The organism is Cellulosimicrobium sp. SJTW-1, assembly GCF_047716875.1.
Classification (GTDB): Bacteria; Actinomycetota; Actinomycetes; order Actinomycetales; family Cellulomonadaceae; genus Cellulosimicrobium; species Cellulosimicrobium funkei.
Map to the genome: position 1 here is coordinate 2085477 of NZ_CP136680.1, position 25872 is coordinate 2111348.

The following is a 25872-nucleotide window of genomic DNA, read 5'->3' on the forward strand; positions in this document are numbered from 1 at the left end:
CTCCGGGATCGGCGCCGCGGCTGGCGGGGGCGAGACGCTGCGGTGCGTACGTCGTCGTGCTCATGTCGAAGGGGAGTCCACCAGGGCGCCTCGTGATGCGCTGGAGGGCGCTTCGTTCCGGCGAAATGACATAATGTACATTATCGGCGCGTCTCGCAACGAGGTGTATCCGTAAGAGTCCGCGCGTGGACGCGATCCACATCCCGGCCACCCAGCACAACGCATCCCCGGTGTCCTGGGTCTGCCGTTGCCGTGCGACTCTGCCATCTCGTCGCAGGAACCCTTGGAGGTCGATCTCGAGCGCCATCTCCCTGGACCGGGATCTCGCGCAACGCTGACGCCGGCCCCCGCCGACCGCGGCCTGTTCATCTCGAGGCCTGCCTGCCAGCATGTCGACTGGTGCATGGAACCCTGTCGCGTCGTACGGCCCGCGCGGGTCCCCGGGTGTGTACTGGCCGCATGGGATCCGCCGGCCTGGAACCGTCGACCCGCTGCGCGATCGACGCGGTCACCGCGCTGCGTCTCGTGCTCGACGACGTGACCCTCGGGTCGCGCCGCCCGCTCGTCGGCCCGTCCGTCCTGCGCAGCCACGCGCTGTCGATGCTGTACCAGGAGGTGCGGCGCGGCGCCCTCGACGAGAAGACAGCGCGCGAGCGTCTCGAAGGTCTCGCCTCGCTGCGGATCCGTCTGCTCGGCGATCGGGTCTCGCGCGCGACGGCGTTCCGCATCGCGCGCGAGCTCCACGCCGACGACACGGCGGTCGCCGAGTACGTCGCGGTCGCGACGCTCCAGGCCGACGTCCTCGTGGCCGGTGACGAGCAGGTCGCCGCCGCGGCGGACGGCCGAATCCCCCTCGTCGCGTACGAGGACCTCCTGGGCTGAGGCGCTCGGGCGCTCGTGTCCCGCGCCCTTCTGGTCGCCCCGTCCGAGCCGGGCCCGGGGTCAGTCGTCGAACACGTGCCAGCAGATCGCGCTGCGACGCCGCTGGTCGTCGAGCACGAGCTCGCGCAGCTCGGCCGGGATGCGCCCGCGCTGCCGGTCCCGTTCCGCGAGGCGCGCCGCCTCGGCGTCCTCCCCCCGTGCTGCGGCGTCCGCGGCAGCCGCGCGGATCGCGTACGCCGCCGCGCCCAGCCCGTGAGCGGCGACGTGCGCCACGGCGACGGCCTGACCGGCCGCGAGCGCCGCGTACTTGACGGGTGCGGTCTGGTCGCGGCCGGCGGCGTTGGCGACGAAGGCGGTGGTGTGGGCGGTCTTCATGGGGACGTCGCCGCGGATCCAGGCGCGGGCGACGTCGAGGGCGTCCCGGGGTCGGGTGTCGTCGGGTCGTGCGCGTTCGAAGATCGGCAGGACGTGCTCGACGCAGTCGACGGCCCACCGGGCGATCTGGTGGTGGTGCTCGTCGGTGAGGGTGCCTCCGCGTCGGATGGTGACGAGGCGGGGGTCTCGGTCGGTGGGCAGGATCGGCATGGTGCGATGCTCCCCCGGCCCGGTGTCGGGGCACCAGCCCTGGGAGCGCGCGGGGCTGGCGGCCGGGGGTGCTCTGGTGGGGCGAGGGCCGGGCGGCGTACGGTGCGAACGTCCCCGTTCGTCGTCCGTCCGGGAGGTGCTGGCGCCTCTCCCCCGGGCTGGGACCCTCGTGCCGTGTCGTCGGCGCGATGGGTCCTCTCCCCCGGGTCTGGCGTGTCCTGTCGGGCGGGCCGTTCTCGAGGAGGCGCTCATGGTCCGGTTCACCCGTTCTGACGATCTGCGCGGTGCGACGTTCGAGGGTGTGGACCTGCGGGGTGCGCGGTTCGTGGAGCCGGACCTGTCCGGGGTCGTGGTGCGGGGTGCGCAGGTGGAGGGTCTGGACGTCGACGCGCCGTGGTTGTCGGACGGGGATGCTCCGGTGCTGGTGAACGGGGTGGACGTGCGGGGGTTCGTGGAGGCGGAGCTGGACCGGCGGTTCCCGGGCAGGGAGCTGCGGCGGGCGGCGGACCCGGAGGGTCTGCGGGTGGCGTGGGCGGCGCTGGAGTCCACGTGGGCGGCGACGCTGGAGCGGGTGGCGGCGTTGCCCGCGAGCGCCGTGGACGTGTCGGTGGGCGGTGAGTGGTCGTTCGCGCAGACGGTGCGGCACCTGGTGCTGGCGACGGACGCGTGGCTGGGGCGTGCGGTGCTGGCGGTGGAGCAGCCGTTCCATCCTCTGGGGCAGCCGGGCCCGCAGGCGGCGGAGGACGGGTTGGACCTGTCGCTGTTCGCTGTGGGGACGCCGTCGTTCGGCGAGGTGCTGGAGGCACGGGCGGGACGGGTGGCGATGGTGCGGGACTTCCTGGCGGGGGTGACGCCGGAGTCGTTGGGGGTGGTGCGTCGCAACCCGTGGTCGCCGGGGTATCCGGAGACGACGTTGTCGTGCCTGCACGTGATCCTGGAGGAGGAGTGGGAGCACCACCGGTTCGCGGTGCGGGACCTGACTGTGGTCGAGGCGTCGCTGGCGGGGTGAGCGCGGGCGTTCCTGCTGTGGTGCGTGTGGTCAGGCGGTGTCGGACACCTGGGCGGCGAGGTTGGGGGTGAGCCGGGTGAGGTCGGGGTCGGTGGGGAGCCCGTCGGGGACGAGGGTGGCGGTGACGAGGGTCTGGGCGTCTCCGTACTCCACGCGGAGGTGGCCGTCGTCGAGGTCGGTGACGAGGCCGCAGGTGGAGGCTCCGGCGTCGTCGCCCGGGGTGTCGCCGTGGACGAGGGTGATGAGGCAGACGACGTCCTGCCCGTCGCGGGTGCCCGACCCGGCGTAGAAGGTGGCGCCGTCGAGCTCGCCGAGGCGTCGCGCGGAGGTGGGGTCCATCTCGTCGGGCGTCATCGTGTCGACGAGGGCGTCGTCAGGGGTGGCTGGGTCGGCGAGGCGGGTGACGAGGGCCTGGGGTGTCACGGGCCCGGAGCAGGCGGTGAGGACGAGGAGCGCGGCGCCGACGAGGAGGACGGGTCGGGTCCGGCGGCGGGATAGGTCCATCGAGGATGGATATCACGTCGCGGGGGCTGGTCGGGGTGGGCGCCGGTAGACGGACACGTGGGAGGGCGACTCTGCAGTGAACGGCTCCCCCGCCCATCCGGCGTGGCGGGTCTCGAGCTCGAGGCCGGCGAGGCGGGCCATGAGGTCGAGCTCGGGGGGCCAGACGTACCGGTGGGGTGTGCGGCCCACGGTGGCGTGGCCGTCGTCGTCGAACCGGACGTAGTGGGACACGACGCGCTGGTGCAGGACGTCGTAGGTGTCGACGCCGAGGTGGCCGGGCTCGGCGAGCCAGACGGTCGCGGTGCGCCCCGGCGGCAGGGCGCGCAGCTCGGGGACCCAGAGCTCGACGACGAACCGACCTCCTGGGGCGAGATGACGTGCGGCGTTGCGGAAGCACTCGACCTGGGCGTCCTGGGTGAGCAGGTTGGAGATCGTGTTGTCCACGAGGTAGACGAGCGTGTGCTCCCCCGGCACCCTCGCGGTGGCCATGTCGCCGACGACGACGGGGAGGGTCGTCTCGTCGGCCTTCTCGCGCGGCCGGGCGACCATGTGCCGGGAGATCTCGATGCCGGTCACGGGCACGCCGCGCGCGGCGAGCGGGATCGCGACCCGACCCGTGCCGACCGCGAGCTCGACCGCGCTCCCCTGGCCCGCGAGCGCCGCGAGCCGGTCCACGGCGGGGTCGAGGGTGTCGGGGGCGAACATGCCCTCGCCGGGGGTGTCGTACCGCGCGGCGGCGTCGGCGTCCCAGAGGCGTTCCTGGTCGGTGCCGGCGTGGTCGGTGCGGGAGTCCGTCATCGTGCGACGGTGTCAGGCGCTGTGCCCGGCGGTCCAGCGATTTCGGGTCGTGGGGTCTTCGGTGTCCTCGGCGTCTCTGCTCGGGCGATACCGGGCGCTACGGTGTCGGCATGGATCGTGCGGCGTTCGTCGGCTTCGTCCGTTCTCAGGGGTGGGGGGTCGTGGCGTCCCTCGGTCATGACGGTGGCCCGCAGGCGGCGTTCCTCGCGGTGGCGGCGACGGACGCGGGTGAGCTGGTGTTCGACGCGCGCGCGTCGTCGCGCAAGGTGGCGAACGTGGCCCGGGACCCGCGCGTCGCCGTGACGGTCGGCGGGACGGACGGGACGACCGTGCAGTGCGAGGGCGTCGCGGACGTCCCGGCCGGTGCGGACCGGCGGCGCTGCGCCGCGGCGTACGCGGCGGCGTTCCCGCAGTTCGCGGGGTCGTTGGGGGACGACGGCATCGTGCTGCTGCGGGTGACCCTGGCGTGGGCGCGGTACGGGGACTTCCGTGACGGCCGGTCGGTGATGACGGAGGTCGACGTGACCGGGTGGGGCCTGGCCGGGGACTGACGTAGTCCCCCGTCGGGTCGGGCCGGTCAGTCGAGCAGGGCCTGCTTGGCGCGGGCGTACTCGGTGTCGGTGAGGTCTCCGGCGCGGTGGAGGGCGGCGAGGCGTTCGAGCCGGGTGACGAGGTCCGCTCCCCTGCCGGTGGGTGCCGGGTCGGTGGTGGCGCGCCCGACGACGCGCCACAGGGCGCGGGTGAACACGCCGGGGCGGCGGGTGGTCCCGGCGTGGTCGGGGCGCAGGTGCGGGACGCGGGCGGAGGGCACGGTGCGGTCGTCGAGCTCGATGGCGCCGGGGCGGGTGGCGGCGAGCGAGCGGGCGAAGCGCGCGAACCGTGCGGAGGAGCCCTCGAGCAGGACGGCGCGCGTGGCACGGGCGGTGGGGTGTTGGTCGTCGCGCCAGGTGACGGCGACGGTGGGGCCGTCGCCGGTGACGGTGACGACGGGCCGCCCGGCGGGCTGCAGGACGGTGTCGTCGCCGCGCACGAGGCGTAGGCGGGTGCCGTCCCACACGAGGCGGCCCCCGGCGACGTGGAACATGGCGGGGTACCGGGGTGCGGCGGTGAACCGGGCGGCGTCGGGGCTGGGCTGCGGTGCCCGGACGACGCCGACGGGGCGGCGCCGGGGTGGGGCCGCGACGTCCTGGTCGGGGCGGGGCGCGTGGTCGGCGAGGGCTTCGACGACGGGGACGGCGAGGGTCTGCGGGGCGGCGGGGCGCGTGGCCGGTTCCGGGTCGCCGGGTCGCGCGGCCTGGTCCTCGGTGGTGCTGCGGCTCATGGTGCTCCCCCGTCGTCGTCGGTCCCCCGATCCTGCCGCGACGGGCCTGCCGGGGGCAAGGCGGGTCGCGGTGCGGGCGGGGTGTCGTCGCAGGTCGGGCAGGGGTGCGCGCCCCGGCCGGAGCACCGGTGGCCGGGGCGCGCGGTCAGGAGGTCACAGGCCGCCGAGCAGGGCCGTGAAGTCGGGCGTGCCGGCGAACGGGTCGGCGGGGCCGGTGTTCTTGCGCAGCGCGACCTTCTCCGCGAGCTCGCGGCCCGCGCGGGCGATGCGGGCGGGCAGGCCGCCCCCGGAGTCGCCCTCGGCGGCCGCCCAGTCGTCGGTGGCGGCGAACACGGACGTCGTGGCGACGTCGGCCCGCAGGTAGGTGAACAGGGGGCGCAGCGAGTACTCGAGCGCGAGCGAGTGGCGGGCGGTGCCACCGGTCGCGCCGAGCAGGACGGGCGTGCCGGTGAGCGAGTCCTTGTCGAGGACGTCGACGAACGACTTGAGCAGCCCGGAGTACGTGGTGGTGAACAGCGGGGTGGTCACGACGATCCCGTCGGCGGCGGTGAGGCGCTCGAGCACGCCCGCGAGGTCGCCGGTCGGGAAGCCGGTGAGCATGGCGTCGACGACGGCGTGCGCGTGGTCGCGCAGCTCGACGGTCTCGATCTCGGCGCTCACGCCGAGGCCCTGCAGCTCGCGCAGCGTGGCCTCGCCGAGCCGGTCGGCGAGCAGGCGCGTGGAGGACGGCTTGGACAGCCCGGCGGACACCACGACGAGGCGGCGGTCCGGGGCGGGGGTGCTGGCGGTCATGCGGTGCTCCTGAGGTGCTGACGTGCGGTGCGGGGTGCGGCCCGTCGTGGGCCGGGTGCTGCCGTGCCCGACGGCGGCCGGTCGCGGGTGCGGGGCACTCCTCGACCGTACGCCGTCGGGCGGGTGGTCACGGCGCGGGTGTCGCCGGTGTCACAGGCCGAACGCGGCACCGGCGGTGGCGGTGCGGGTGTCGTCCTCGGCGGTGCGCCCGGTCCAGAGGTCCTCGGTGCCGCCGACGTGCGCGGCGCCCTCGGTCCCGGCGGCGCGGGCGGCCGCGACGCGCTCGGCGTGGCTCGGCGGGTTCGCCGGCACGTGCGCGGGGCGGACGGCCTCCATCTCCTTGCGCAGCACGGGCACGACCTCGCCCGCGAGGAGGTCGATCTGCTCGAGCACGGTCTTGAGCGGAAGGCCCGCGTGGTCGACGAGGAACAGCTGGCGCTGGTAGTCGCCCACGTGGTCGCGCATCGCGGCGTACCGGTCGATGACCTGCTGCGGCGAGCCGACGGTGAGCGGCGTCTCACGCGTGAAGTCCTCCATGGAGGGCCCGTGCCCGTAGACGGGCGCGTTGTCGAAGTAGGGGCGGAACTCGTCCCACGCCTTCTGGGAGTCCTTGCGCATGAACACCTGACCGCCGAGCCCGACGATCGCGGTGTCCGCGGGGCCGTGGCCGTGGTGCTCCCACCGCTGACGGTAGAACTGCACCATCTGCTTGGTGTGGCTCATGGGCCAGAAGATGTTGTTGTGGAAGAACCCGTCGCCGTAGTACGCGGCCTGCTCGGCGATCTCGGGGCTGCGGATCGACCCGTGCCACACGAACGGCGGGACGCCGTCCAGCGGCCGCGGCGTCGAGGTGAAGCCCTGCAGCGGGGTGCGGAACTTGCCCTCCCAGTCCACGACGTCCTCGGTCCACAGCCGGCGCAGCAGCGCGTAGTTCTCGATCGCGAGCGGGATGCCCTGCCGGATGTCCTGCCCGAACCACGGGTACACCGGGCCGGTGTTGCCGCGGCCCATCATGAGGTCCATGCGGCCGTCCGAGATGACCTGGAGCATCGCGTACTCCTCCGCGAGGCGCACCGGGTCGTTCGTCGTGATGAGCGTGGTCGAGGTCGACAGGACGATGTTCTTCGTCACGCCCGTCAGGTAGCCGAGCATGGTCGTAGGCGAGGACGGGACGAACGGCGGGTTGTGGTGCTCCCCCGTGGCGAAGACGTCCAGCCCCGCCTCGTCCGCGTGCTTCGCGATCGTCAGCATGGACCGCACGCGCTCGGTGTCGTCGGGGGTCCGGCCCGTCGTGGGGTCCGTCGTGACGTCGCCGACGGTGAAGATGCCGAACTGCATGGTGTGCTCCCGGTGAGTCCTAGGTCGATGCGTTTGCATGTACATGCCGCTCAACCGGGCTCCCCCCGGGTTTGTTCCCGCACCCCGGGCCGCGAGGTGTGAGCGTGCACACGTCCGGGGCCGGGCGGGGGCCGCGGAGTTGCGCGGGGCATCGAAACCCGGGAGCCTGGGACGGCGCGCCGAGGCGGGCCGGCACGACGCACCGCGGGGGCCACCAGGTCGTGAGGCCCCGCGACGTTCACCGGACCTTCACGGCGTGTCGGAACACCGACCGCACGTGAGGCGTTGCCTCTCGTAGACCGGGCTGCTGCCCGCACCCCCACCGGGCGCGCCCACCCACCCCCGAAGACCCCTCAGGAGGACACCATGGCCGACCGTTCGCTGCGCGGGATGAGCATCGGTGCGAAGAGCATGGAGTCGGACGAGGGCGTCGACTTCGCCCCCCGCTTCCAGGCGCACTACGACTGCCCCAACGGGCACACCATCATCCTGCCGTTCTCGACCGACGCCGAGGTCCCCCCGGTGTGGGAGTGCCGCTGCGGCGCCGAGGCGCTGCTGCGCGACGCGGAGCGCCCCGAGCCCAAGGCCGGCAAGCCCGCCCGCACCCACTGGGACATGCTGCTCGAGCGCCGCACCATCTCCGAGCTCGAGGAGCTCCTCGACGAGCGTCTCGGCCTGCTGCGCGCCGGCAAGCTGCGCCGCAGCGCCTGACGCCTCACCGCACGCGTCACGAGAGGCCCGGACCCCCGCGCGGGGGTCCGGGCCTCTCTGCGTCGCGGCCAGCACCGCGGCGACGCCTCAGCGCGTGCCGCGCCGCCCCGCGACCGACCGCGCGAGGCTCGCGAGCTGGGCCGCGCGCCGTCGGGCACCCCAGACCGTGACCTTCCACAGCGCCTCGGTGACGATCGCGCGGCTCATCTTCGACCGCCCCGCCGTGCGCTCGACGAACGTGATCGGCACCTCCGTCGCGCGGCCACCGGTCCGCACGACCCGCCACGCCATGTCGACCTGGAAGCAGTACCCGTGCGACTCCACGCTCGCGAGGTCGACGGCGCGCAGCGCGGACGCGCGGTAGGCGCGGTAGCCCGCCGTCGCGTCGCCCAGGTGCAGCCCCAGCGCGAGGCGCACGTACGCGTTGCCCGCTCGTGAGAGCACCTCGCGGTGCCGCGGCCAGTTCTCCACGCGCCCGCCCGGGACCCAGCGCGACCCGATGACGAGGTCCGCGCCGTCGTGCGCGCCGTCCGCCGTGGCGGGGCCGAGGGCGGCGAGCAGGGACGGCAGCTGCTCCGGCTGGTGGGAGCCGTCGGCGTCCATCTCCACGAGCACGTCGTAACCGGCGTCCAGGCCCCACCCGAACCCCGCGACGTACGCGGCGCCCAGGCCCTCCTTCCCGGCCCGGTGCAGCACGTGCACGCCCGGGTCGACGGCGGCCGCGGCGTCGGCGAGGTCGCCCGTCCCGTCCGGGCTCGCGTCGTCCACGACGAGCACGTCCGCGTCCGGGACCGCGGCGCGCAGGCGCGCGAGCGTGCCCGGCAGGGTCAGCGCCTCGTCGTACGTGGGCACGACGACGAGCACGCGCCCGCCCGGGACGCCGCCCTCCCCCGCGCGCGGGCTCACGGTGCCTCGTCCCCGGCCGGCGCCGGGGCGGTCCGGGTGCGGCGCTCGCGGACGACGGTGACGACGCCCGCGGCGAGGAGCCCCAGGGCGAGGAGCTCGACGACGCGGCCCGGCCAGTCCCCGGCCCGCACGGCGGGCGTGAGGCTCGTGCGCAGCGGCAGGTCGGCGACCATCTGGTCGGCGGTGAACAGGCCCGTGCTCTGCAGGAGCGTGCCGTCGGGGGCGATGACGCCGCTCACGCCGACGGTCGAGACCTGCACGGTCGCGCGGCCCGTCGACACGGCGCGCAGCCGCGACATCGCGAGCTGCTGCGTCGACTCGGCGGTGTACCCGAACGAGGCGTTGTTGGTTGGCACGACGAGCAGCTCGGCGCCCGCGTCGACCGCGTCGTTCACGAGGCCGTCGTAGGCGACCTCGAAGCAGATGACGACGCCGAGCGGCACCGTGCGCCCCAGCCGGGGCGCGTCGAGGTCGACGACGCCGGTCTCGGTGCCCGCGATCATGTCGATGCTCACGCGGTCGACCTGGTCGGAGAACACGCGCAGCAGGGAGCGCAGCGGGATGTACTCGCCGAACGGCGCCGGGTGCTGCTTGGCGTAGCGGTCGACGACGCCGGTGCCCGGCTCCCACAGGAGCGACACGTTGTACCGGCCGCCGGTCTCGGGGTACTCCTGCGCGCCGACGAGGATCGGCGCGCCGACCTCCTGCGCGACGTCGTCGATGGCGCGCGCCACCTCGGGCGTGGTCTGCGGGTCGAGATCGGACCCGTTCTCGGGCCACAGCACGACGTCGAGGTCGCCCGGCTCCACGTCGTCGAGGAGCGCGAGCGTGCCCTGCAGGTGGTTGTTCAGCACCTCGGCCCGGTTCGCGAACGACCCGAGGCCGGGCTCGCCCACGTTGCCCTGCACGGCCCCGACGGCGAGCGTGCCCGCCTCGGCGCGCGCGTCGAGCGGCACGAGCAGCGGTGCGACCACGAGCGCGGCCCCGACGACCACGGGGACGACGGTGCCGGTCACGACGTCGCTGGTCGCGATGTCACGACGGCGCACCACGGCGAGCACGGCGACCGCGAGCAGCGACCCGGCGAGCGCGACGAGCAGCGACACGAGGACCTCTCCCCCGAGCCACGCCGCGCGACCCAGCGGGGAGTCCGCCTGGGAGAACGCGAGCCGGCCCCAGGGGAACCCGCCGAACGGCACCTCGGTGCGTGCCTGCTCGGCCCCGACGAACAGCACCGCGAACGCGACGGCCTGTCGCCCGGGGTGCCCCGTGAGCCACGACCAGCGGCGCGCCCAGACCCACGCGGCACCGAGCAGCCCGACGAAGCACGCCTCCATGACGGACAGCGCGAGCCACGGCACGGTCTCGGTCGCGTAGTTCGCCCACCACAGGTGCGGCAGGAAGAACGCCAGGCCCCACACCAGGCCCACGAGGAAGCCCCAGCGCGCGCCGTCGCGGCGCAGCGCCCACAACAGGGCTGCCACGCCGACGAACGCGAGCGGCCACCACCCACGGTCGGGGAACGCGGTGTCGGTGAGCAGGCCGCCCGCGAGGGCGAGCAGGAGCGTCAGGGGCCGCGACGGGACGACGGTCGACGAACCCGCGGGGACCTCGCGCCCGGGTCGGCCGTCGGGCCGTGCGTTCGGTCCGGCGTCCGGTCCAGTGTCGGGCTGCCGGTCGCGGGGCGTGCGGGTCTCGGGCGCACGGGCGGCCGTGCCTGCGGGGCGGGATCGCCCGGCGGGAGCGGCCGGGGGCTCGGGGGCGTGCACGGGTGCACCCTACGCCACGGACCTGCACGAAGACCTGGCGGGCCGCCGCCCTCCGCGGAAGGTCGGCGGGGGTGGGAAGGGAGTGTGTGCGGGCTCGCGCGCCCTTCGGCCCGTACGACGCCGCCACCGGCGGAGCACGTTTTCTACTGAGCGCGCGAGCCCGGCCAGGTACCCGGCGCGGCACGCCGAGGGGTCGTCGTCGGTGGCTGATCCCCCTGCGGCCACGGGGGCCGGAACACCCTGTCGAAACTACTCCGGCTCACCGCCCTGTCAAGCGGGAGCGATCAGACGAAGGTGTCGAACAGGGGCACTCCGGCCCGCACGGTCTGCAGGCACCGCGGTCGCGGCACGTCCGGCCCGAGCTCGGGCAGCAGCGGCTGCCCCGCGCGCGCGTCGGTGCTCCACGACGACGTCGTGCGGCCCAGCGCGCCCTGCACCACGAGGTGCTCGCCGCGCCACACCGCGAGGTGCGCGGGCGCCCCCACGCGCAGCTGCCCGGCGCCGGTGTGGTCGAGCCCGGCGATGCGCCACCCGCCGCGCGTGTGCGCACGGAACGCGGCACGGGCCGAGATCTGCTGGTCCGGGTCGACGTGCGACATCGCGGCGAGCACGCCCGCCCACGGGTCGATCCGCGTCACCGGCGCGTCCGACCCGAACGCCAGCGGCACGCCCGCACCCGCGAGGTCGGCGAAGGGGCTCAGGCCCTGCGCCCGCATCGCCCCCACGCGCGCGGCGTACATGCCGTCCGGGCCGCCCCACGCGGCGTCGAACGCGGGCTGGATGCTCAGGCTCACCCCGTACAGCAGGAGCGTGGCGAGCGCGGTCGCGTCGACGAACAGCGCGTGCTCGACCCGGTGCCGCGCCGCGCGCACCGCGCCCTGCCCGTGCGCCTCGGCCGCGAGGCCTAGCCCGCGCACGAGCTCGTCCATCGCACGGTCCCCGATGACGTGGAACCCGCCCTGCGTGCCGGCCGCCGCGACCGCGGACAGGTGGTCCGCGATCTGCTCCGCCGTGAGATACAGGTTCCCGCGGTCGCCGCGGTCCGGCCCGTCCTGGTAGGGCAGCCGCATCGCCGCCGTGCGGGACCCGATCGACCCGTCGACGTTGAGGTCGCCCGCGATGCCCGCGAGGCCGGGCACGTCCGCGAGGAGCGCGCGGGCGTCGTCGGCCGTGGCGCACAGCTCGCCCCGGTACCCCACGACGTGCGGCAGGCCCGACGACGCGTCCGACGTGAGGGCGAGGATCTCCCGCAGCCCGGCGCGCGTGTCGATGTGCGGGGCGCTCATCTCGTGCACCGACACCACGCCCTGCTCGGCCGCGGCCCGCAGCGCCGTGCGGTACAGGTCCGTGCGCCGCGCCGGGGACACCGCCCGGGCGACGTCGCGCGCGACGTGGTGCGCCTCCCCCGCGACCCAGCCCGACTCGTCCCACCCGGGCCGCGTCTCGAGCGCGCAGCGGCGCGCGAGCGTCGTGGACACCACTGCGGAGTGCACGTCGACCCGCGCCGCGTACACCGCCCGGCCGCCCGCCGCGGCGTCGAGCTCCTCGCGCGTCGGGGGCCGCCCCTCGGGCCAGGACCGCTCGTCCCACCCGAACGCGAGCACGACGTCGTCCTCGTGCGCGACGGCCGCCGCCTTCGCGACGGCGTCGAGCGCGGCCGCGAGCGACGTCACGCCGGCGCTCGCGGACAGGTCGACGCCGGCCAGGGCGAGTCCGACCTCGAACAGGTGGACGTGGGCGTCGACGAACCCGGGGGCGACGAGCGCCCCGTCGAGCTCGATGACGCGGTCGGCGCGGGCGGCGAGCCCGTCGGCCGTGTCGTCGGCACCGATCCAGGCGATGACGCCGTCGTCGACGAGGAGCGCTTCCGCGAACGGGTCGGCCGGGGAGTGGATCACGCCGCCGCGGTACAGGGTTGAGGCCACAGTCCTTCACGATACCCGCCACAACCCGTTGTGCTTCACCGCCCGGTGGCGGCGTCGGCGCAGGTCGGGGCGCGTGTCGTGCACGTCACGCCGGCCGGTCCCTGCGCCGACTCTCTGAGCCAGCCTCTGAGCCGACCCCGCGCCCCGGCGGAGGGGGGTGCCGCCCGGGCGGGGGCGCTCAGACGCTGGAGTAGGCGACGACGCCGCGGCGCAGGCGGTCGATCGCCTGGCGTGCGGTGCGGCGGACCTCGGGGGTGGGGGCGGCGCCCGCGACCTGGTCGAGGACGTCGATGACCTGCTTGCACCAGCGCACGAAGTCGCCGGCCGCGATCTCGGAGCCGCGCAGCACGGCGTCGAGGCTGCGCCCGACGGCCCAGCGGTGCACGGCGGTGACGAGGCCCTCGTCGAGCGGCCCGGTCGCGTCGATGTCGTGCTCGTCCTCGAGGTCGTCGACCTCGGACCACACGCGCGTGGTGGCCTCGAGGGCGCGCGCCAGCCTGCCGTGGGGGCCGCCGGGGACGTCGGGCTCGCCGTGGTCCTCGCGGCGCCCGGCGTACACGCACGTGGACACGACGGCGGCGAGGGCGGGGGCGTCGAGGTCCTCCCACACGCCGCGGCGCAGGCACTCGGCCAGGAGCAGGTCGTTCTCGGCGTAGAGGCGGCGCAGCCACTGCCCGTCGGGAGTGACCTGCAGCCCGGTGCGCGCGGCCTCGCGGGCGGCGCGGCCGGTGGGCGGGCCGCCGGGGGTCTCCTCCTCGTCGAGGGCGTCCTCGAGCGGTGCGGCCGGGTCCTGCGCGGGCTCGGCGGGCGCGAGGTAGCCGAGCGTGACCAGGACGTCGCAGATGCGGTCGAAGACGCGCGCGATGGAGCCGGTGCGGCCCTCGACGCGCCGCACGAGCTGGTCGTGCTCCTTCTTCAGCCGCGCCCACCGCTCGGCCCAGCGGGCGTGGTTCTCCCGGTCGGGGCAGTCGTGGCACGGGTGGGCGCGCAGCTGGGCGCGCAGGCGCGCGAGCTGGGCGTCGTCGGTCGCGCCGGACCGGGTGCGGGTGGTGCGGCCGGGGCGCGTGCCCGGCTCGTCGAGCGCGCCGAGCGCGTTGCGCAGGGTGGAGGCGAGGTCGCGCCGCTGGGCGGGCACGCGCGCGTTGAACGTCTTGGGGATGCGCACGCGCGCGACGGTGCGGATCCCGCCGGGCGCGTCGGCGACGGTGAGCTTCTTCACCTGGCGGTCCTGCGTGAGGACGGTGGGGCGCGGCCCGTCGAACCCGGCGCCCTCCCCCGGGTCGAGCACGACGACGTAGCCCGCGCGCCGCCCGGACGGCACCTCGACGACGTCCCCGGGCCGCAGCCGCTCGAACGCGGCGACGACCTCGGCGCGGCGCGACCGGCTCGCGGCGCGCGACAGGTCGCCCTCGCGCGCGGTGATGCGCCGCCGCAGCGCCGCGTACTCGGCGAAGTCGCCGCGGTCGCACGTCATCGCCTGCGCGTACCCGTCGAGGGCCTCGGCGTGCGCCTGCGCCTGCTTGGCCAGGCCGACGACGCCCCGGTCGGCCTGGAACTGCGCGAACGACGTCTCCAGGACCTCGCGCGCCCGGTCGCGCCCGACCTGCGCGACGAGGTTGACCGCCATGTTGTACGTGGGCCGGAAGCTCGAGCGCAGCGGGTACAGGCGCTTGGACGCCAGGCCCGCGAGGTGCACCGGGTCCAGGCCGGCGTGGTCGACGACGACGGCGTGCCCCTCGACGTCGATGCCGCGCCGCCCGGCGCGCCCGGTGAGCTGGGTGTACTCCCCCGGGGTGACGTCGACGTGCGCGGTGCCGTCCCACTTGACGAGCTTCTCCAGCGCGACGGACCGGGCGGGCATGTTGATGCCGAGCGCGAGCGTCTCGGTGGCGAACACGACCTTGATGAGGCCGCGGCTGAACAGCTCCTCGACCGTCTCCTTGAACACGGGCAGCAGGCCCGCGTGGTGGGCCGCGATGCCGCGCGCGAGGGACTCCGTCCACGTCCAGTACCCGAGGACCTCCAGGTCCTCGGTGGGGATGGTCGCGGTGCGCTCCTCCGCGACGCGCCGGATCTCGGCCTCCTCCGCGGGCGACGTCAGGCGCAGCCCTGCGGTGAGGCACTGCTGCACGGCGCCCTCGCACCCGGCGCGGGAGAAGATGAAGTAGATCGCGGGCAGCAGCCCGTCCGCGTCGAGCGCGTCCACGACGGCGAACCGGGCCGGGGTGCGCCGCCCGACGACGGACCGGTCCGGCCCCGGGCGACGCCCCCGACGACCGCGGTACCCGCGGTCGCCGGACCCCCGCCGTCCGCCCGGCCCGGGGCCGCCGGTGCGGGGCGCGGTGCGGAACGCGGCGAGCAGGTCGGGGTTGATGGGCGGGTTCACGCCCGGGTCGGTGGGGTCCACGGTCCCGGCGTACAGGTCGAGCAGGTCCGCGCCGGGCGCGCGCCCGCCGCCCGCGTGCGCGACCCCGGCCGCGGGGTTCGCGGACGCGACGAGGACGTGCTGCCACAGCGGCACGGGCCGGCGCTCGCTGACGACGACGGTCGTGTCGCCGCGCACCATCTCCAGCCAGTCGCCGAACTCCTCCGCGTTGGACACGGTCGCGGACAGGGACACGAGCTGCACGTCGTCGGGCAGGTGGATGATCACCTCTTCCCACACGGGCCCGCGGAACCGGTCGGCGAGGTAGTGCACCTCGTCCATGACGACGTACGCGAGCCCGTCCAGGGTGCGGGACCCCGCGTACAGCATGTTGCGCAGCACCTCGGTCGTCATGACGACGACGGGCGCCTCCCCGTTGATCGTCGTGTCACCGGTGAGCAGGCCCACGGCGTCGGCGCCGTGGCGGCGCACGAGGTCGGCGTACTTCTGGTTGGACAGCGCCTTGATGGGGGTGGTGTAGAACGCCTTGCGCCCGCTCGCGAGGGCGAGGTGGACCGCGAACTCGCCCACGACCGTCTTCCCGGCGCCCGTGGGTGCGGCGACGAGCACGCCGCGGCCCTCCTCGAGCGCCTCGCACGCGCGCACCTGGAAGTCGTCGAGGGGGAAGTCGAGCACCTGCCGGAAGTCCGCGAGCCGCGTGCGGGACGCCGCCTGGCGGGCCCGGGACGCGGCGTAGCGGGCGGCGGGCGATTCGTCGGCCGTCATGCCGTCAGCCTACGGTCCACCGCCCACCTCGCCGGTCGGGAGCCCCCTGCTCAGCGGGCGGGGGTGGCGGCGTCGAGCACGCGCAGCGCCCCGGGGACGACGTCGACGCGCAGCGGCAGCGGCCCGAGGTGCTCCCCGTCGGCGAACGCGTGCGGCGGTGCGGCGCCCGCGGCGGTCGGCTCGACCGTGACCGACGTCGCGCGCACGGTCCCGACCGCGCGGTGGGCGAGGTGACGGCCCGCGTACATGCCGGGGAAGACGCGCGCGGCGCCCCACCGCCCGAGCGGGCCTGCGACGACGACGTCCAGCAGGCCGTCGTCGGGCGCGGCGTCGGGCGCGACGCGGACCCCGCCGCCGAAGCGGGGGCTGTTCGCGACGGCGACGAGCGCGCCCGGCGACTCCCACACGAACGCCCGCCCGTCCGGGCCGCCGGCCGCGTCGGGGTGCTGCGCGGCGTCGGGCGCGGGCAGCAGGGGCGCCCCGGCGAGGACGTCCGGCACGTCGTCGCCCGCGGGCACGCCGCGCACCGTGACGCGGTACCCGTAGGGCCGGTAGCGGGTGATCTCCGTCAGGGCGGAGCGCGCGTACCGGGACCGTCCACGTGGCCAGGTCGCCGCGTTGGCGTGCGCGTTCACCGCGGCGTCGATCCCGGCGGACAGCACGCCCGCGTACCAGCGCCCGACGGGCACGTGCTCGCCCGCGACCCGGGCGGCGTCGACCACCCGCACGCGCGCCCCGGCACTCGCGGCGGGGCCGAGCGCGGCCAGGAGGACGTCGACGCAGCGGTCGGGGCGGCCGGTGGGCAGGTCGAGGGCGTGGGCGAAGTCGTTCCCGGTCCCCACGGCGACGATGCCGAGCGGCACGCCGGTGCCCGCGGTGGCGTTGACGCCGAGGTGCACCATGCCGTCGCCGCCGACGACGACGAGCGCGTCCACGCCCGCGGTCGTACCGGTGCCGCGGACGGCGGCGTCGGCGGACTCCTGCGCGAGGGGCAGGCTGGGGGCGCTGAGGTCGAGGACGTCGTGCCCGGCCGCGGTGAGCGCCTCGGCCGTGCGTGCGCCCGCGGTGCGGCCCCGCCCGCGCCCGGCCGTCGGGTTGACGACGAGCGCGACCGTGCTCACGCGCGGCCCCCGCGCCCGGTGGGGCGCGGTCGGGGCGTGGTGCTCACAGGGCGAGCCGTGCGGCGTCGCGCTGGTCGACGCGCCGGTCGTGCAGGACGGAGATCCCGTAGGCGAGGAAGTACAGGGCGCAGATGGGCAGCGCGACGCAGAACATGGTGAGCACGTCGGGCGTGGGCGTCATGATCGCGGCGAACAGGAACGAGATGAGCACGGCCCAGCGCCACCCGGCGAGCCACGTCGCGGCGCGCACCACGCCCATCGTGTTGAGCGCGACCATGATCACGGGCACGAGGAACGCGATGCCGAACGCGAGCATGAGGCGCATGACGAACCCGAGGTACATCTGGGCGTTGATGAGGTTCGCGCTGCCGTCGGGCACGAACTCGTTGAGGAGCGCGACCGCGCGCGGCAGCATGATCCACGCGAGCGCGACGCCGGCGAGGAACAGCGGGACGGCGGCGCCGATGAACCCGAACGCGTACCGCTTCTCCTTGGACGTCAGGCCGGGCGTGATGAACGCGAAGAGCTGGTACAGCCACCACGGGCTCGACAGCAGGACGCCGAGGAACAGGGAGACCTTGACCTTCATGTCGATGGCCGTGGCGACGCCCTCGAAGTTCAGTCCCGTCAGGACGTTACGGCGCTCGGCTGCGTCGACGAGCGGCTGCTGCAGCGCCTGCAGCACCGGCTCGTACACGATCCACCCGACGACGGCACCCAGGACGATGCCGATCGCGGCGAGGAAGAGGCGCTTGCGGATCTCGACGAGATGCTCGCGCAGGGGCATGCGCCCCTCGGGGTCGCGGGGAGTGCGGGACACCGACTACGCCTTGGGGGTGTCGTCCTGCGTGGACGACGCCGTGCCCCCCGTCACGCTCGTCGCACCCGTGCCCGTCGCGCCGGTGGTGGTGCCGGTGCTCGTCGTCGCGGTGGTGCCCGACGGCGTGGTGGTCGTCGTCGTGTCGTCGTCCTCGCGCAGGTCCTTGACCTCCTTCTTGAAGATCTTCAGCGACTGGCCGACGGAGCGCGCCATGTCGGGGAGCCGCTTCGACCCGAAGAGCAGCAGGACCAGGAGGATGAGGACGACGATCGTCGCGGGGTGACGAAGGATGTTCACGGCGGGAACCTACTACCTACTCGTGGGCGGCCAGGGGCGACGTTGCTCTTCGCGCCATCATAGGTCACGGTCTTTGCGCCCCGAGGCGTCGCCCGAGCGCCGCGCACGGTCGCGACGGGCGCCCGTCAGGCGTTGAACCGCCGCCAGCGGGACCACACCTGCTCGTCGCGGCGGCGCCGCTGCACGCGCCGCTCCTCGCGGTCCGCGCGCAGCACGTCCACCCGGGCGCGCAGCTCGACCGGGTCGTCGAACAGCGTCGGCGCCGTGGAGGGCTGCGCCTCCTGCTGGGCGCGCGCCAGCTCGTCCGCCCGCGCACCGAGGTCCGCCGCGACCTGCGACGCGCGCGACAGCTCGCGCCCCAGGCCCTTGACGGAGCGCCACAGGCGCCGCGCGAGAAAGAACGCGCCCACCAGGGTGCCCACCACGAGCACCGTCCACACCCAGAACCACATGCCGCCCACCCTAGCCAGCGGGCCGCTCGCCCGAGCGCCCGCTCCCCTCGTGCGGTGCCTCACCCGGCGCGTCGCCGGGCAGGTCGGCGTACGCGGCCAGGGCGGCGCTCGCGGCCTCGCGCACGTCCTGCGCGACGGCGGCCGGCTCGACGGCCAGGACGTGGCGGGCGCGCTCGGTGAGGAGCTGGCGCAGCCACACCGGGTTGGTGACGCGCAGCCGCACCTCGAACGCGCCGCCCGGCAGGTTGCGCACCGACTCCACGGGGACCTGCTCGGCCACGGCGCGCGCGGGGCTGGCGAACGTGATGGTCGCGAGGGGCGCGTCCCCGGTGGGCGTGAAGTCCACGTCGGGGTCGACGTCGTGCCCCTCGACGGCCTGGTCGAGCTCGGTCGCGGCCAGGATGCGGTCGACGCGGAACGTGCGCCGCCCGCGGGCCCGGTGGCACCACGCGAGCAGGTAGGCGTGCTCGTCCTGCGTGTGCAGGGACACAGGGTCGACCTCGCGCTCGGACTCCTCGTCCGCGGCGGTGACGTACCGGATGCGCAGCCGGTGGCCCGCGACGAGCGCGCTCGTGATGGCCGCGACCACGCGCGGGTCGCCCTCGGGTGCGAGCTGCACGTCGAGCGCCGCCGCGGCCTCCCCGGTCGCGTCGGTCAGCTTGCGCAGCACCGACTCCACGACGCCCGCACGCTCCGGGTCGGCCTGCACCGCCGCCGTCTCCCGCATCGCGCGCAGCGCCGCGATGAGCGCGACCGCCTCGCGCGTGCCGAGCCGCAGCGGACGGGTCATGCCACGGGCCTCGGTGAGGCGCACGACGCCGCGCTCGATCGAGTCCGCGTCGAAGTCGATGAGGTCGTCGGGCCAGTACCCGGGCGTGCCCGACACCCACAGGGCGTCGACGTCGTCCAGGACCTGGCGCTCGCTGACGCCGAAGTGCCGCGCGAGCTCGCCCACCGGCACCGGGCCCGCCCCGTCGAGGTACGCCACGATGCCCAGCAGGCGCACCAGCCGGTCGTCCGCGCGCTCAGCCACGCTCCACCTCCGCCTGCCCGGCGCCGTCGGCCGGGCCCGTCGCCAACGCCGCCGCGTCGCGCAGCCGCCGCACGACCGCCTCCCGCAGGTCCGGCGGCCCCAGCACCAGCACCGCGTCCCCGTACCCCACGACCTCGTCCGCCATCGCGTACCGCACGTCGTACGCCACCTCGATCACGTCGCGGCCCGCGCCGTCGCCCGCGCGCGCGTCCGGCACCGAGCCCACGACCGTGCCGCGCGCCCGCAGCGCCCCCGCGCGCTCGGGCACCACCGCGAGGCGCGCCAGCCCGCCCGCGTCGCGCGTGCCCAGCGCCGCGTCCACGTCCACGTGCGCCGGCACCTCGAACGCGTCCCGCGGCCCCGACGCCCGCACCCGCCCCTCCACCCGGCTCAGCCGGTAGGACCGCGGCGCGCCCCGGTCCAGGTCCAGGCCCACCAGGTACCAGCCGCCGCGCCGCGCCGCGATGCGCCACGGCTGCACCCGGCGCGGCCGCACCTCGCCCGTGCTCGCCGCCCGGTACGTGAACGACACCACGCGCCGCGCCGAGATCGCGTCCATGAGCGTCGCGTACGCGTCCCCCACCGCCCGCACCCGCGGCGCCAGACCTGCCACGACGTCCATCGCGGTCTCGCCCGCGCCGGCCGCCCGCAGCTTCGTCAACGCCCGGGAGATGTCCGTCCGCAGCGTCTTGTCCTGCCAGAACTGCGCCGCCAGCGCCAGCACCCCCAGCTCCGCCGGCGTCAGGTCCACCGCCGGCAGCGCGTACGCGTCCTGGTCGATCCGGTACCCCACCTCGTCCGCGTGCCCGCCCGCGTCCACCGTGACGATCGGGATACCGAGGTCGCGCAACGTGTCCTTGTCCCGCTCGAACATCCGTTCGAACGCGTCGGGCGAGGGGGCGTCCCCGTACCCCGCCACGCTCGACCGGATCTGCTGCTTCGTCATCGACGCGTTCGTGTTCACCAACGCGATCACCAGGTTCAGCAGACGCGCCGCAGGGTTCGTCGACGAACCCCCCGACGACGACGCGACGGAGGGCGCGGAGGCAGCAGTGGGCTCGGACATCGGCACCACGCTAGTCGGTCGATAGGGTGTGCCGCGTGATCACGTGGCGGACCGCGACCGTGGTGTCGCACGCGAAGGCCTGGACCGGAGCCCAAGAGCTCGACGTCAAGCTCCACACACCCCTGCCCGGACGCCCCGACGACCCCCACGCCACCGTGCGCGCCCTCGCCTACACCCAGCTCGTCGGCACCCCCCACCCCGGCGACCACGTCCTCCTCAACGTCTCCGCGCTCGCCCGCGGCCTCGGCACCGGCGGCTACGCCCTCGTCGTCGGCCCCGCCCAGCCCGCCACCCCCCTCCCGCCCGATCCCGCACCCGGCCCCGGCCACCTCGTCAAGGCCCGCTACACCCCCCTGCAAGCCCTCGTCCTCGGCGTCGACGAGCAGGAGTCCCCCCACCACGACACCCTGCGCGACGCCGACGACCTCGCCCACACCCCCGTCGTCGTCGCCGACCTCCACTCCGCCCTGCCCGCCGTCGTCGCCGGCGCCCGCCACGCCGCGGCGCTCGCAGGCCGCCCCACCCCCCGCATCGCCTACGTCATGACCGACGGCGGCGCCCTGCCCGCCGCGTTCTCCCGCACCATCGCCACCCTGCGCGACACCGGCTGGATCGACACCTGCATCACCGTCGGCCAAGCCTTCGGCGGCGACCTCGAAGCCGTCACCGTCCACACCGGCCTCCTCGCCGCCCACCACGTCACCGGCGCCGACCTCGTCGTCGTCGCCCAAGGACCCGGCAACCTCGGCACCGGCACCCGCTGGGGCTTCTCCGGCGTCGCCGCCGGAGAAGCCCTCAACGCCGTCGCCACCCTCCGCGGCCGACCCGTCGCCTCCCTGCGCGTCTCCGGCGCCGACCCCCGCGACCGCCACCTCGGCATCTCCCACCACTCCCTCACCGCCTACGGCCGCGTCGCCCTCGCCCCCAGCGACCTCCCCCTGCCCGTCCCCGCCCCCGACATCGAGAACCTCCCCGGCTGGGGCCCCGACCTCACCGCCCGTATCACCCACCAGGCCCACGCGCTCGCCGCCCCCACCGGCCGCCACCACACCGTCCACGTCCCCGCCGGACCCGACCTCCTCCACGCCCTGCACGACACCCCCGTCCGCCTGTCCACCATGGGCCGCGGACTCGACACCGACCCCGCCGCCTTCCTCACCGCCGCCGTCGCCGGCGCCCACGCCGAGTCCCTCAGACCCGCATGACCACCACGCAGGGGGACCACGACCACCGCCGGCCCGGCCCGGCCCGCTTCACCGTCGTCACCGCCCTGGCGCTCGCGGCCGTCCTCGCCGCCGCGACCAGCGCCCCCTGGAGCTGGGACGCACCCGCCTGGCTCAGCAGCCTCGCCCGCGACCCCACCGGCCCACCGCCCGAGAACGTGCCCCAGGAAGCCGCCACCGCACCGCAACGGATCGAGATCCCCGTCGACGCGACCGGCATGTCCTTCGACACCTACCTCCTGTGGTTCCTCGGCGCCGTCGTCCTCGTGGTCCTCGTCGTCCTCGCACGCCGCCACCTCCCACGGCTCCTCGTCCGACGACGCCACCGCGACCTCCTCCTCGCCCCACCCGGCGACACCGCACACCTCGCGCAGGACCAGGTCGTCCCCGAGCTCCGCGACGCCGTCGACCGCGTCCGCGCCCACCTGAGCACCCCCGACGCCGACCCCCACGACGCCGTCGTCGCCGCCTGGGTCGCCCTCGAGCACGCCGCCGCCCGCGCCGGCACCCGACGCGACCCCGCCCAGACCCCCACCGAGTTCACCACCGCCGTCCTCGCCAGCACACCCGCCGACCCCCACGCCGTCGCCACCCTGCGCCGCCTCTACCACCGCGCACGCTTCGGCGAGAACCCCCTCGGCACCACCGACCTCGACGCCGCCCGCCACGCCCTCACCCGGATCGCGACCGACCTCGGCGCCCCACCCGACACCGCCGCCCGCACCGACCACCGAGCACGACCGTGAACCCCCGCGCCCGCTAGGCCCGCCTCCGCCCCACCGACCGGACCACCCTGCGCACCGCCGCCACCGTCGTCGGGCTCGGCATCCTCCTCACCACCCTCGGCGCCTCCCCCGCCCACACCCTCACCCTCACCGCCCTCGGCATCGCCGCCACCCTGCTCCGACACCGCACCGGTTATGCCGGCGACACCGTCTGGCCCCACCTCCCCACCCTCCGACGCGACGGCAACCGACGCGACGTCTCCGACCTCGGCTGGTCCGTCCTCGGACGCGACGGACGCGTCACCCCCTCCGCAGCACGCCGCATGCGCCACCTCACCGACCAGACCCTCCACCGCCACGGCACCGGACCCCTCCACGACCCCACGGCAGCACCCGACATCGCCCGCCTCCTCGGCCCCCGCGTCGCCCGCACCACCCACGACCTCACCACCACCGGACGCCTCCCCACCCCCGCCGAGCTGCGCGCCTGGCTCACCGCCCTCGACCGCCTCCCCACCACCCCGGACCGCCCCGACGAAGGGACACCCCGATGCCCCCCACCGCGACACCACGCCGCCCGCGACCCTCGACGTCCCCACCGTCGCCGCGCACGGCCACGCCGTCCTCCACGAGGTCGCCACCGCCGTCGTCGGAGCCCGCGAACCCCTCACCCTGGCGCTCGCGGCCGTCCTCGCCGGGGGCCACGTCCTGTTCGAGGACGTGCCGGGGCTCGGCAAGACCCTCGCCGCACGCAGCCTCGTGCGCGCCCTCGGTCTCGACTTCACGCGCCTGCAGTGCACGCCCGACCTGCTGCCCTCGGACGTCACCGGCTCCTCCGTGTACGACCCCGGAACCCGGACCTTCGAGTTCCGGCCCGGGCCCGTGTTCACCGGGCTCCTGCTCGCCGACGAGATCAACCGCACCGCGCCCAAGACCCAGTCCGCGCTGCTCGAGTCCATGGCCGAGCGCCAGGTCACCGTCGAGGGCACCACCTACCCGCTGCCCCGGCCCTTCCACGTCGTCGCGACGTCGAACCCCGTCGAGCACGAGGGCACCTACCCGCTCCCGGAGGCCCAGCTCGACCGCTTCATGGTCCGGCTGTCCGTCGGGTACCCGGGCCGCGACGAGGAGCGCGAGGTCCTCGCCCGCCGCATCGCACGCCGGCACGACGACCCCGTCGTGCGCCAGGTCGTCGACCGCGACACCGTCCTCGCCATGCAGGCCGCCGTCGAGCAGGTCGACGTCCACCCCGACGTCCTCGCCTACTGCGTCGACCTCGCCGCCGCGACCCGCACCCACCGCGACCTCGAGGTCGGCGCGTCGCCCCGCGGCTCCCAGAACCTCGCGCTCCTCGCGCGCGGCGTCGCCGTGCTCGACGGGCGCGACGTCGTGCTCCCCGAGGACGTCAAGCGCGTCGCCGTCCCCGTCCTCGCGCACCGCCTCACCCTCACGCCCGGTGCCTGGGCCGCCGACCTGCGCCCCGAGGCGCTCGTCGACGACCTCCTGCGCACCGTCCCCGGACCCGCCACCGTCGGCCGGGCCGCATGACCGGCCCCGGGACGCCGGACCCCGACGCGCCGCCGCCGTGGCGCACCACCGTCCACCTCGGGGCCGGCGTCCTCCTCGGCACCACGCTCCTCGCGCTCGGCGTCCTCGTGCGCCGACCCGACGTGGCGCTCCTCGGCGTCGCGCCCCTCCTCGCCGCGGCCTGGGGCTGGACCCACCGGCCGCGAGGGCCCGTCACGCTCCGCGTCACCCTCGACCCCGCCGCCGCTCCCGGCACCGTCACCGCGCGCACGCACGCCCACGTCCCTCCGGGCGTCGAGCTGCTGCGCCTGCGCGGCGTCGCCCCCGGCGGCCTCGTCACGCGTGGCTCGCGCGACCTCGCCTGGCACGCCCCGTCGGTCCGCACCGGCCCGACCGACACCCTGCGCGTCGACCTCGCCGCCTACGGGCCCGACGGCGTCGAGGAGCAGCCTCCGCACGTCGCCGCCGGGCCGCGGCGCCTCGTGCTGCCCCGCGCCACGCCGCTCGGCCGCACGCCCCTGTCCTCCCGCCTGCGCGGGCTCTCCGGTCCGCGCACCTCCCGCCGGCCCGGAGACGGCACCGAGCTCCGCGACGTCGACGCGTACCGCCCCGGTGACCGTCTGCGCCGCATCGACTGGCGCGCCACGGCCCGCCGCGCACCCGACCTCGACACCCTGTACGTCCGCCGCACCTACGGCACGGCCGAGGCCACCGTCGTCCTCGTCGTCGACTCCCGGGACGACGTCGCCCCCGACCTCGCCACCTGGAACGGCGTCGGCGAGCAGCGCCCCGACGAGCCCACGTCCCTCGACCTGGCGCGGCACGCCGCCGCGTCCGTCGCGCACGCCGTCCTCGCCGACGGCGACCGCGTCGCCCTGGACGACCTCGGTCGCCTCGCCCCGCCCGTCCGCCCCGGCGGCGGACGGCGCCACCTGCGCCGCATCCTCCACGGGCTCGCCCTGGCCCGGCCCGTCGGCGACCCCACCGCGCGCCACCGACCGCCCCAGGTCCCGGCCGGCGCCGCCGTCTACCTCTTCTCCACCCTCCTCGACGACGAGGCGCCCCGCCTCGCCCACCAGTGGCACGACACGGGCCACGTGGTCGTCGTCGTCGACGTCCTCCCGCCCGTCAGCGTCGCCGACGTCGACGAGCACGTCGCCGTCGCCTGGCGCATCACCCGCCACGAGCGCGAGGCCCGCATCCACGAGCTGCGCCGCCGGGGCGTCACCGTCGTCCGCTGGTACGACGGCACCCCCGACGCCGACGGCGCCCGCGGCGCGCTCGAGCTCGCCGCACGACGCCTCGACCGGCACCCCGCGGGCGCGACCCCGGGCGGTCGGCCATGAGGATGCCCGCACGCCGCGAGACCGTCACCGCCGGGCCGCCGCCCCGGCTCGTCGTCGAGACGGGCCCCACGTTCCCCGCGTGGACGGCGCGCGCCGCCCTGCTCCTCCTCGCGACCGGGTTCGGGGCCGCCGCCCTCCAGACGACCGGGCTCGCCCCGTCCTTCGTGTGGGGCGTCGCCGTCGGCCTCGGTGTCCTCACCGCGCACCTCCCCGCCCCGCCCGTACCCCACCTCCTCGTCCTCGTCGGCGGCGTCGTGCTCCTCGTGGACGGCACCGCGCCCTTCGACCCCGCCGTCCTCGCCCTCCTCCCGCTCGGGCACCTCGTGCTCCGCACCGCGTGGTGGAGCGACCACGTGCCGCCCGGAGCGCGCGCCGAGCTGCGCGCCCTCGCACCCGACCTGCGCCGCGTCGTCGTGCTCCAGGCCGCGCTGCTCGTCGTCGCGCTCGCCGTGCGGTCGGTCGCGCTGGCCGACGTCTCGTCCGCGGTCGCGGCGGCGCTCGGTGGCCTCGCCGTGCTCGGCGTCGTCCTGCTCGTGCGGCCGCGGGACTGAGCACTCGTCCTGCGAGGACC

General features: G+C 75.8%; 25 protein-coding genes. 9 read left to right on the forward strand and 16 right to left on the reverse strand.

Features of this window, described 5'->3' with window-relative positions; translation table 11 throughout:
* Positions 1-459: 459 nt before the first annotated feature.
* Entirely contained in the window at positions 460-882 is a 423-nt protein-coding gene (locus RSE42_RS09510) for a hypothetical protein (RefSeq protein ID WP_415298752.1), read from the forward strand.
* A gap of 60 nt (positions 883-942) precedes the next feature.
* Here the strand turns inward: RSE42_RS09510 and RSE42_RS09515 are convergent, their stop codons facing one another.
* Positions 943-1467, reverse strand: coding sequence for a putative immunity protein (locus RSE42_RS09515; RefSeq protein WP_043651654.1), 525 nt, complete (start codon positions 1465-1467; stop codon positions 943-945).
* Positions 1468-1717: 250 nt separating this feature from the next.
* Here RSE42_RS09515 and RSE42_RS09520 point away from each other — a divergent pair, with 250 nt between their 5' ends.
* Positions 1718-2476, forward strand: a complete 759-nt coding sequence (locus tag RSE42_RS09520) for a DinB family protein (protein WP_415298754.1) — start codon at positions 1718-1720, stop codon at positions 2474-2476.
* Between the two features lie 30 nt (positions 2477-2506).
* On the opposite strand, the gene RSE42_RS09525 is transcribed toward RSE42_RS09520, so the two are convergent.
* Both RSE42_RS09525 and RSE42_RS09530 read right to left on the reverse strand, forming a co-directional pair.
* Complete coding sequence (locus RSE42_RS09525) at positions 2507-2980, reverse strand: hypothetical protein (RefSeq protein ID WP_415298756.1); 474 nt, start codon at positions 2978-2980, stop codon at positions 2507-2509.
* A 12-nt stretch (positions 2981-2992) separates the two neighbouring features.
* Positions 2993-3778 carry a class I SAM-dependent DNA methyltransferase gene (locus RSE42_RS09530; protein WP_415298758.1) on the reverse strand — a complete coding sequence of 262 codons (786 nt, stop codon included), beginning with the start codon at positions 3776-3778 and terminating at the stop codon, positions 2993-2995.
* Positions 3779-3888: 110 nt separating this feature from the next.
* Between RSE42_RS09530 and RSE42_RS09535 the strand changes: the two genes are divergently transcribed.
* Positions 3889-4329: a pyridoxamine 5'-phosphate oxidase family protein gene (locus tag RSE42_RS09535; RefSeq protein WP_043651664.1), complete on the forward strand. Its 441-nt coding sequence runs from the start codon at positions 3889-3891 to the stop codon at positions 4327-4329.
* 26 nt (positions 4330-4355) lie between these two features.
* On the opposite strand, the gene RSE42_RS09540 is transcribed toward RSE42_RS09535, so the two are convergent.
* From RSE42_RS09540 to RSE42_RS09550, 3 genes are all read right to left on the reverse strand, one after another.
* A complete protein-coding gene (locus RSE42_RS09540) occupies positions 4356-5099 on the reverse strand; it encodes a hypothetical protein (protein WP_415298760.1) in 744 nt (247 codons plus the stop codon).
* 153 nt (positions 5100-5252) lie between these two features.
* Positions 5253-5891, reverse strand: a complete 639-nt coding sequence (locus tag RSE42_RS09545) for an FMN reductase (RefSeq protein WP_034656126.1) — start codon at positions 5889-5891, stop codon at positions 5253-5255.
* Positions 5892-6041: 150 nt separating this feature from the next.
* Positions 6042-7229, reverse strand: a complete 1188-nt coding sequence (locus RSE42_RS09550) for an LLM class flavin-dependent oxidoreductase (protein ID WP_034656123.1) — start codon at positions 7227-7229, stop codon at positions 6042-6044.
* Between the two features lie 366 nt (positions 7230-7595).
* Here RSE42_RS09550 and RSE42_RS09555 point away from each other — a divergent pair, with 366 nt between their 5' ends.
* Complete coding sequence (locus RSE42_RS09555) at positions 7596-7940, forward strand: RNA polymerase-binding protein RbpA (protein WP_021483180.1); 345 nt, start codon at positions 7596-7598, stop codon at positions 7938-7940.
* 87 nt (positions 7941-8027) lie between these two features.
* Here the strand turns inward: RSE42_RS09555 and RSE42_RS09560 are convergent, their stop codons facing one another.
* The 10 genes from RSE42_RS09560 to RSE42_RS09605 form a co-directional block, all read right to left on the reverse strand.
* Positions 8028-8846 (reverse strand): polyprenol monophosphomannose synthase, encoded by an 819-nt coding sequence (locus tag RSE42_RS09560; RefSeq protein WP_034656121.1) that lies wholly within the window; start codon positions 8844-8846, stop codon positions 8028-8030.
* Positions 8843-10615, reverse strand: a complete 1773-nt coding sequence (gene lnt / locus RSE42_RS09565) for an apolipoprotein N-acyltransferase (RefSeq protein WP_415298762.1) — start codon at positions 10613-10615, stop codon at positions 8843-8845. Before lnt ends, RSE42_RS09560 begins: the two co-directional genes overlap by 4 nt.
* 284 nt (positions 10616-10899) lie before the next feature.
* Positions 10900-12540, reverse strand: coding sequence for an amidohydrolase (locus tag RSE42_RS09570; RefSeq protein WP_415298764.1), 1641 nt, complete (start codon positions 12538-12540; stop codon positions 10900-10902).
* A gap of 178 nt (positions 12541-12718) precedes the next feature.
* The gene (locus RSE42_RS09575) at positions 12719-15691 is read right to left on the reverse strand and encodes a DEAD/DEAH box helicase (protein WP_415298766.1); all 2973 of its coding nucleotides are present in this window, start codon (positions 15689-15691) and stop codon (positions 12719-12721) included.
* 50 nt (positions 15692-15741) lie between these two features.
* The gene (locus RSE42_RS09580) at positions 15742-16812 is read right to left on the reverse strand and encodes a diacylglycerol/lipid kinase family protein (protein ID WP_415298768.1); all 1071 of its coding nucleotides are present in this window, start codon (positions 16810-16812) and stop codon (positions 15742-15744) included.
* A gap of 43 nt (positions 16813-16855) precedes the next feature.
* Positions 16856-17599 carry a twin-arginine translocase subunit TatC gene (gene tatC / locus RSE42_RS09585; protein ID WP_415298876.1) on the reverse strand — a complete coding sequence of 248 codons (744 nt, stop codon included), beginning with the start codon at positions 17597-17599 and terminating at the stop codon, positions 16856-16858.
* A gap of 36 nt (positions 17600-17635) precedes the next feature.
* Positions 17636-17929: a Sec-independent protein translocase subunit TatA gene (tatA, locus tag RSE42_RS09590; protein WP_043660072.1), complete on the reverse strand. Its 294-nt coding sequence runs from the start codon at positions 17927-17929 to the stop codon at positions 17636-17638.
* Positions 17930-18054: 125 nt separating this feature from the next.
* Positions 18055-18381, reverse strand: coding sequence for a hypothetical protein (locus RSE42_RS09595; RefSeq protein WP_034651635.1), 327 nt, complete (start codon positions 18379-18381; stop codon positions 18055-18057).
* 10 nt (positions 18382-18391) lie between these two features.
* On the reverse strand, positions 18392-19414 hold the full coding sequence (locus RSE42_RS09600; RefSeq protein WP_391515702.1) for a helix-turn-helix transcriptional regulator: 1023 nt from the start codon (positions 19412-19414) through the stop codon (positions 18392-18394).
* Positions 19407-20360, reverse strand: a complete 954-nt coding sequence (locus tag RSE42_RS09605) for a helix-turn-helix transcriptional regulator (RefSeq protein ID WP_249355895.1) — start codon at positions 20358-20360, stop codon at positions 19407-19409. Before RSE42_RS09605 ends, RSE42_RS09600 begins: the two co-directional genes overlap by 8 nt.
* A 155-nt stretch (positions 20361-20515) precedes the next feature.
* On the opposite strand from RSE42_RS09605, the gene RSE42_RS09610 reads away from it, so the two are divergent.
* The 5 genes from RSE42_RS09610 to RSE42_RS09630 all read left to right on the forward strand — a co-directional run bounded on the left by RSE42_RS09610 (position 20516) and on the right by RSE42_RS09630 (position 25852).
* A complete protein-coding gene (locus RSE42_RS09610) occupies positions 20516-21685 on the forward strand; it encodes a DUF3866 family protein (RefSeq protein ID WP_415298771.1) in 1170 nt (389 codons plus the stop codon).
* Positions 21682-22449 (forward strand): DUF4129 domain-containing protein, encoded by a 768-nt coding sequence (locus RSE42_RS09615; protein ID WP_415298773.1) that lies wholly within the window; start codon positions 21682-21684, stop codon positions 22447-22449. The genes RSE42_RS09610 and RSE42_RS09615 overlap by 4 nt, the downstream gene beginning before the upstream one ends.
* Positions 22450-23148: 699 nt before the next feature.
* Entirely contained in the window at positions 23149-23976 is an 828-nt protein-coding gene (locus RSE42_RS09620) for an AAA family ATPase (RefSeq protein WP_415298775.1), read from the forward strand.
* Positions 23973-25301 (forward strand): DUF58 domain-containing protein, encoded by a 1329-nt coding sequence (locus tag RSE42_RS09625; protein ID WP_415298777.1) that lies wholly within the window; start codon positions 23973-23975, stop codon positions 25299-25301. Before RSE42_RS09620 ends, RSE42_RS09625 begins: the two co-directional genes overlap by 4 nt.
* The gene (locus RSE42_RS09630) at positions 25298-25852 is read left to right on the forward strand and encodes a hypothetical protein (RefSeq protein WP_415298779.1); all 555 of its coding nucleotides are present in this window, start codon (positions 25298-25300) and stop codon (positions 25850-25852) included. Before RSE42_RS09625 ends, RSE42_RS09630 begins: the two co-directional genes overlap by 4 nt.
* Positions 25853-25872 lie beyond the last annotated feature (20 nt).

What these genes read in the sequence shown, in the direction of transcription:
- RSE42_RS09510 (WP_415298752.1), top strand. Translation starts at nt 460, where the DNA reads ATGGGATCCGCCGGCCTGGAACCGTCGACCCGCTGCGCGATCGACGCG.
- RSE42_RS09515 (WP_043651654.1), bottom strand. Translation starts at nt 1,467, where the DNA reads ATGCCGATCCTGCCCACCGACCGAGACCCCCGCCTCGTCACCATCCGA.
- RSE42_RS09520 (WP_415298754.1), top strand. Translation starts at nt 1,718, where the DNA reads ATGGTCCGGTTCACCCGTTCTGACGATCTGCGCGGTGCGACGTTCGAG.
- RSE42_RS09525 (WP_415298756.1), bottom strand. Translation starts at nt 2,980, where the DNA reads ATGGACCTATCCCGCCGCCGGACCCGACCCGTCCTCCTCGTCGGCGCC.
- RSE42_RS09530 (WP_415298758.1), bottom strand. Translation starts at nt 3,778, where the DNA reads ATGACGGACTCCCGCACCGACCACGCCGGCACCGACCAGGAACGCCTC.
- RSE42_RS09535 (WP_043651664.1), top strand. Translation starts at nt 3,889, where the DNA reads ATGGATCGTGCGGCGTTCGTCGGCTTCGTCCGTTCTCAGGGGTGGGGG.
- RSE42_RS09540 (WP_415298760.1), bottom strand. Translation starts at nt 5,099, where the DNA reads ATGAGCCGCAGCACCACCGAGGACCAGGCCGCGCGACCCGGCGACCCG.
- RSE42_RS09545 (WP_034656126.1), bottom strand. Translation starts at nt 5,891, where the DNA reads ATGACCGCCAGCACCCCCGCCCCGGACCGCCGCCTCGTCGTGGTGTCC.
- RSE42_RS09550 (WP_034656123.1), bottom strand. Translation starts at nt 7,229, where the DNA reads ATGCAGTTCGGCATCTTCACCGTCGGCGACGTCACGACGGACCCCACG.
- RSE42_RS09555 (WP_021483180.1), top strand. Translation starts at nt 7,596, where the DNA reads ATGGCCGACCGTTCGCTGCGCGGGATGAGCATCGGTGCGAAGAGCATG.
- RSE42_RS09575 (WP_415298766.1), bottom strand. Translation starts at nt 15,691, where the DNA reads ATGACGGCCGACGAATCGCCCGCCGCCCGCTACGCCGCGTCCCGGGCC.
- tatC (WP_415298876.1), bottom strand. Translation starts at nt 17,599, where the DNA reads ATGCCCCTGCGCGAGCATCTCGTCGAGATCCGCAAGCGCCTCTTCCTC.
- RSE42_RS09595 (WP_034651635.1), bottom strand. Translation starts at nt 18,381, where the DNA reads ATGTGGTTCTGGGTGTGGACGGTGCTCGTGGTGGGCACCCTGGTGGGC.
- RSE42_RS09605 (WP_249355895.1), bottom strand. Translation starts at nt 20,360, where the DNA reads ATGACGAAGCAGCAGATCCGGTCGAGCGTGGCGGGGTACGGGGACGCC.
- RSE42_RS09615 (WP_415298773.1), top strand. Translation starts at nt 21,682, where the DNA reads ATGACCACCACGCAGGGGGACCACGACCACCGCCGGCCCGGCCCGGCC.
- RSE42_RS09625 (WP_415298777.1), top strand. Translation starts at nt 23,973, where the DNA reads ATGACCGGCCCCGGGACGCCGGACCCCGACGCGCCGCCGCCGTGGCGC.
- RSE42_RS09630 (WP_415298779.1), top strand. Translation starts at nt 25,298, where the DNA reads ATGAGGATGCCCGCACGCCGCGAGACCGTCACCGCCGGGCCGCCGCCC.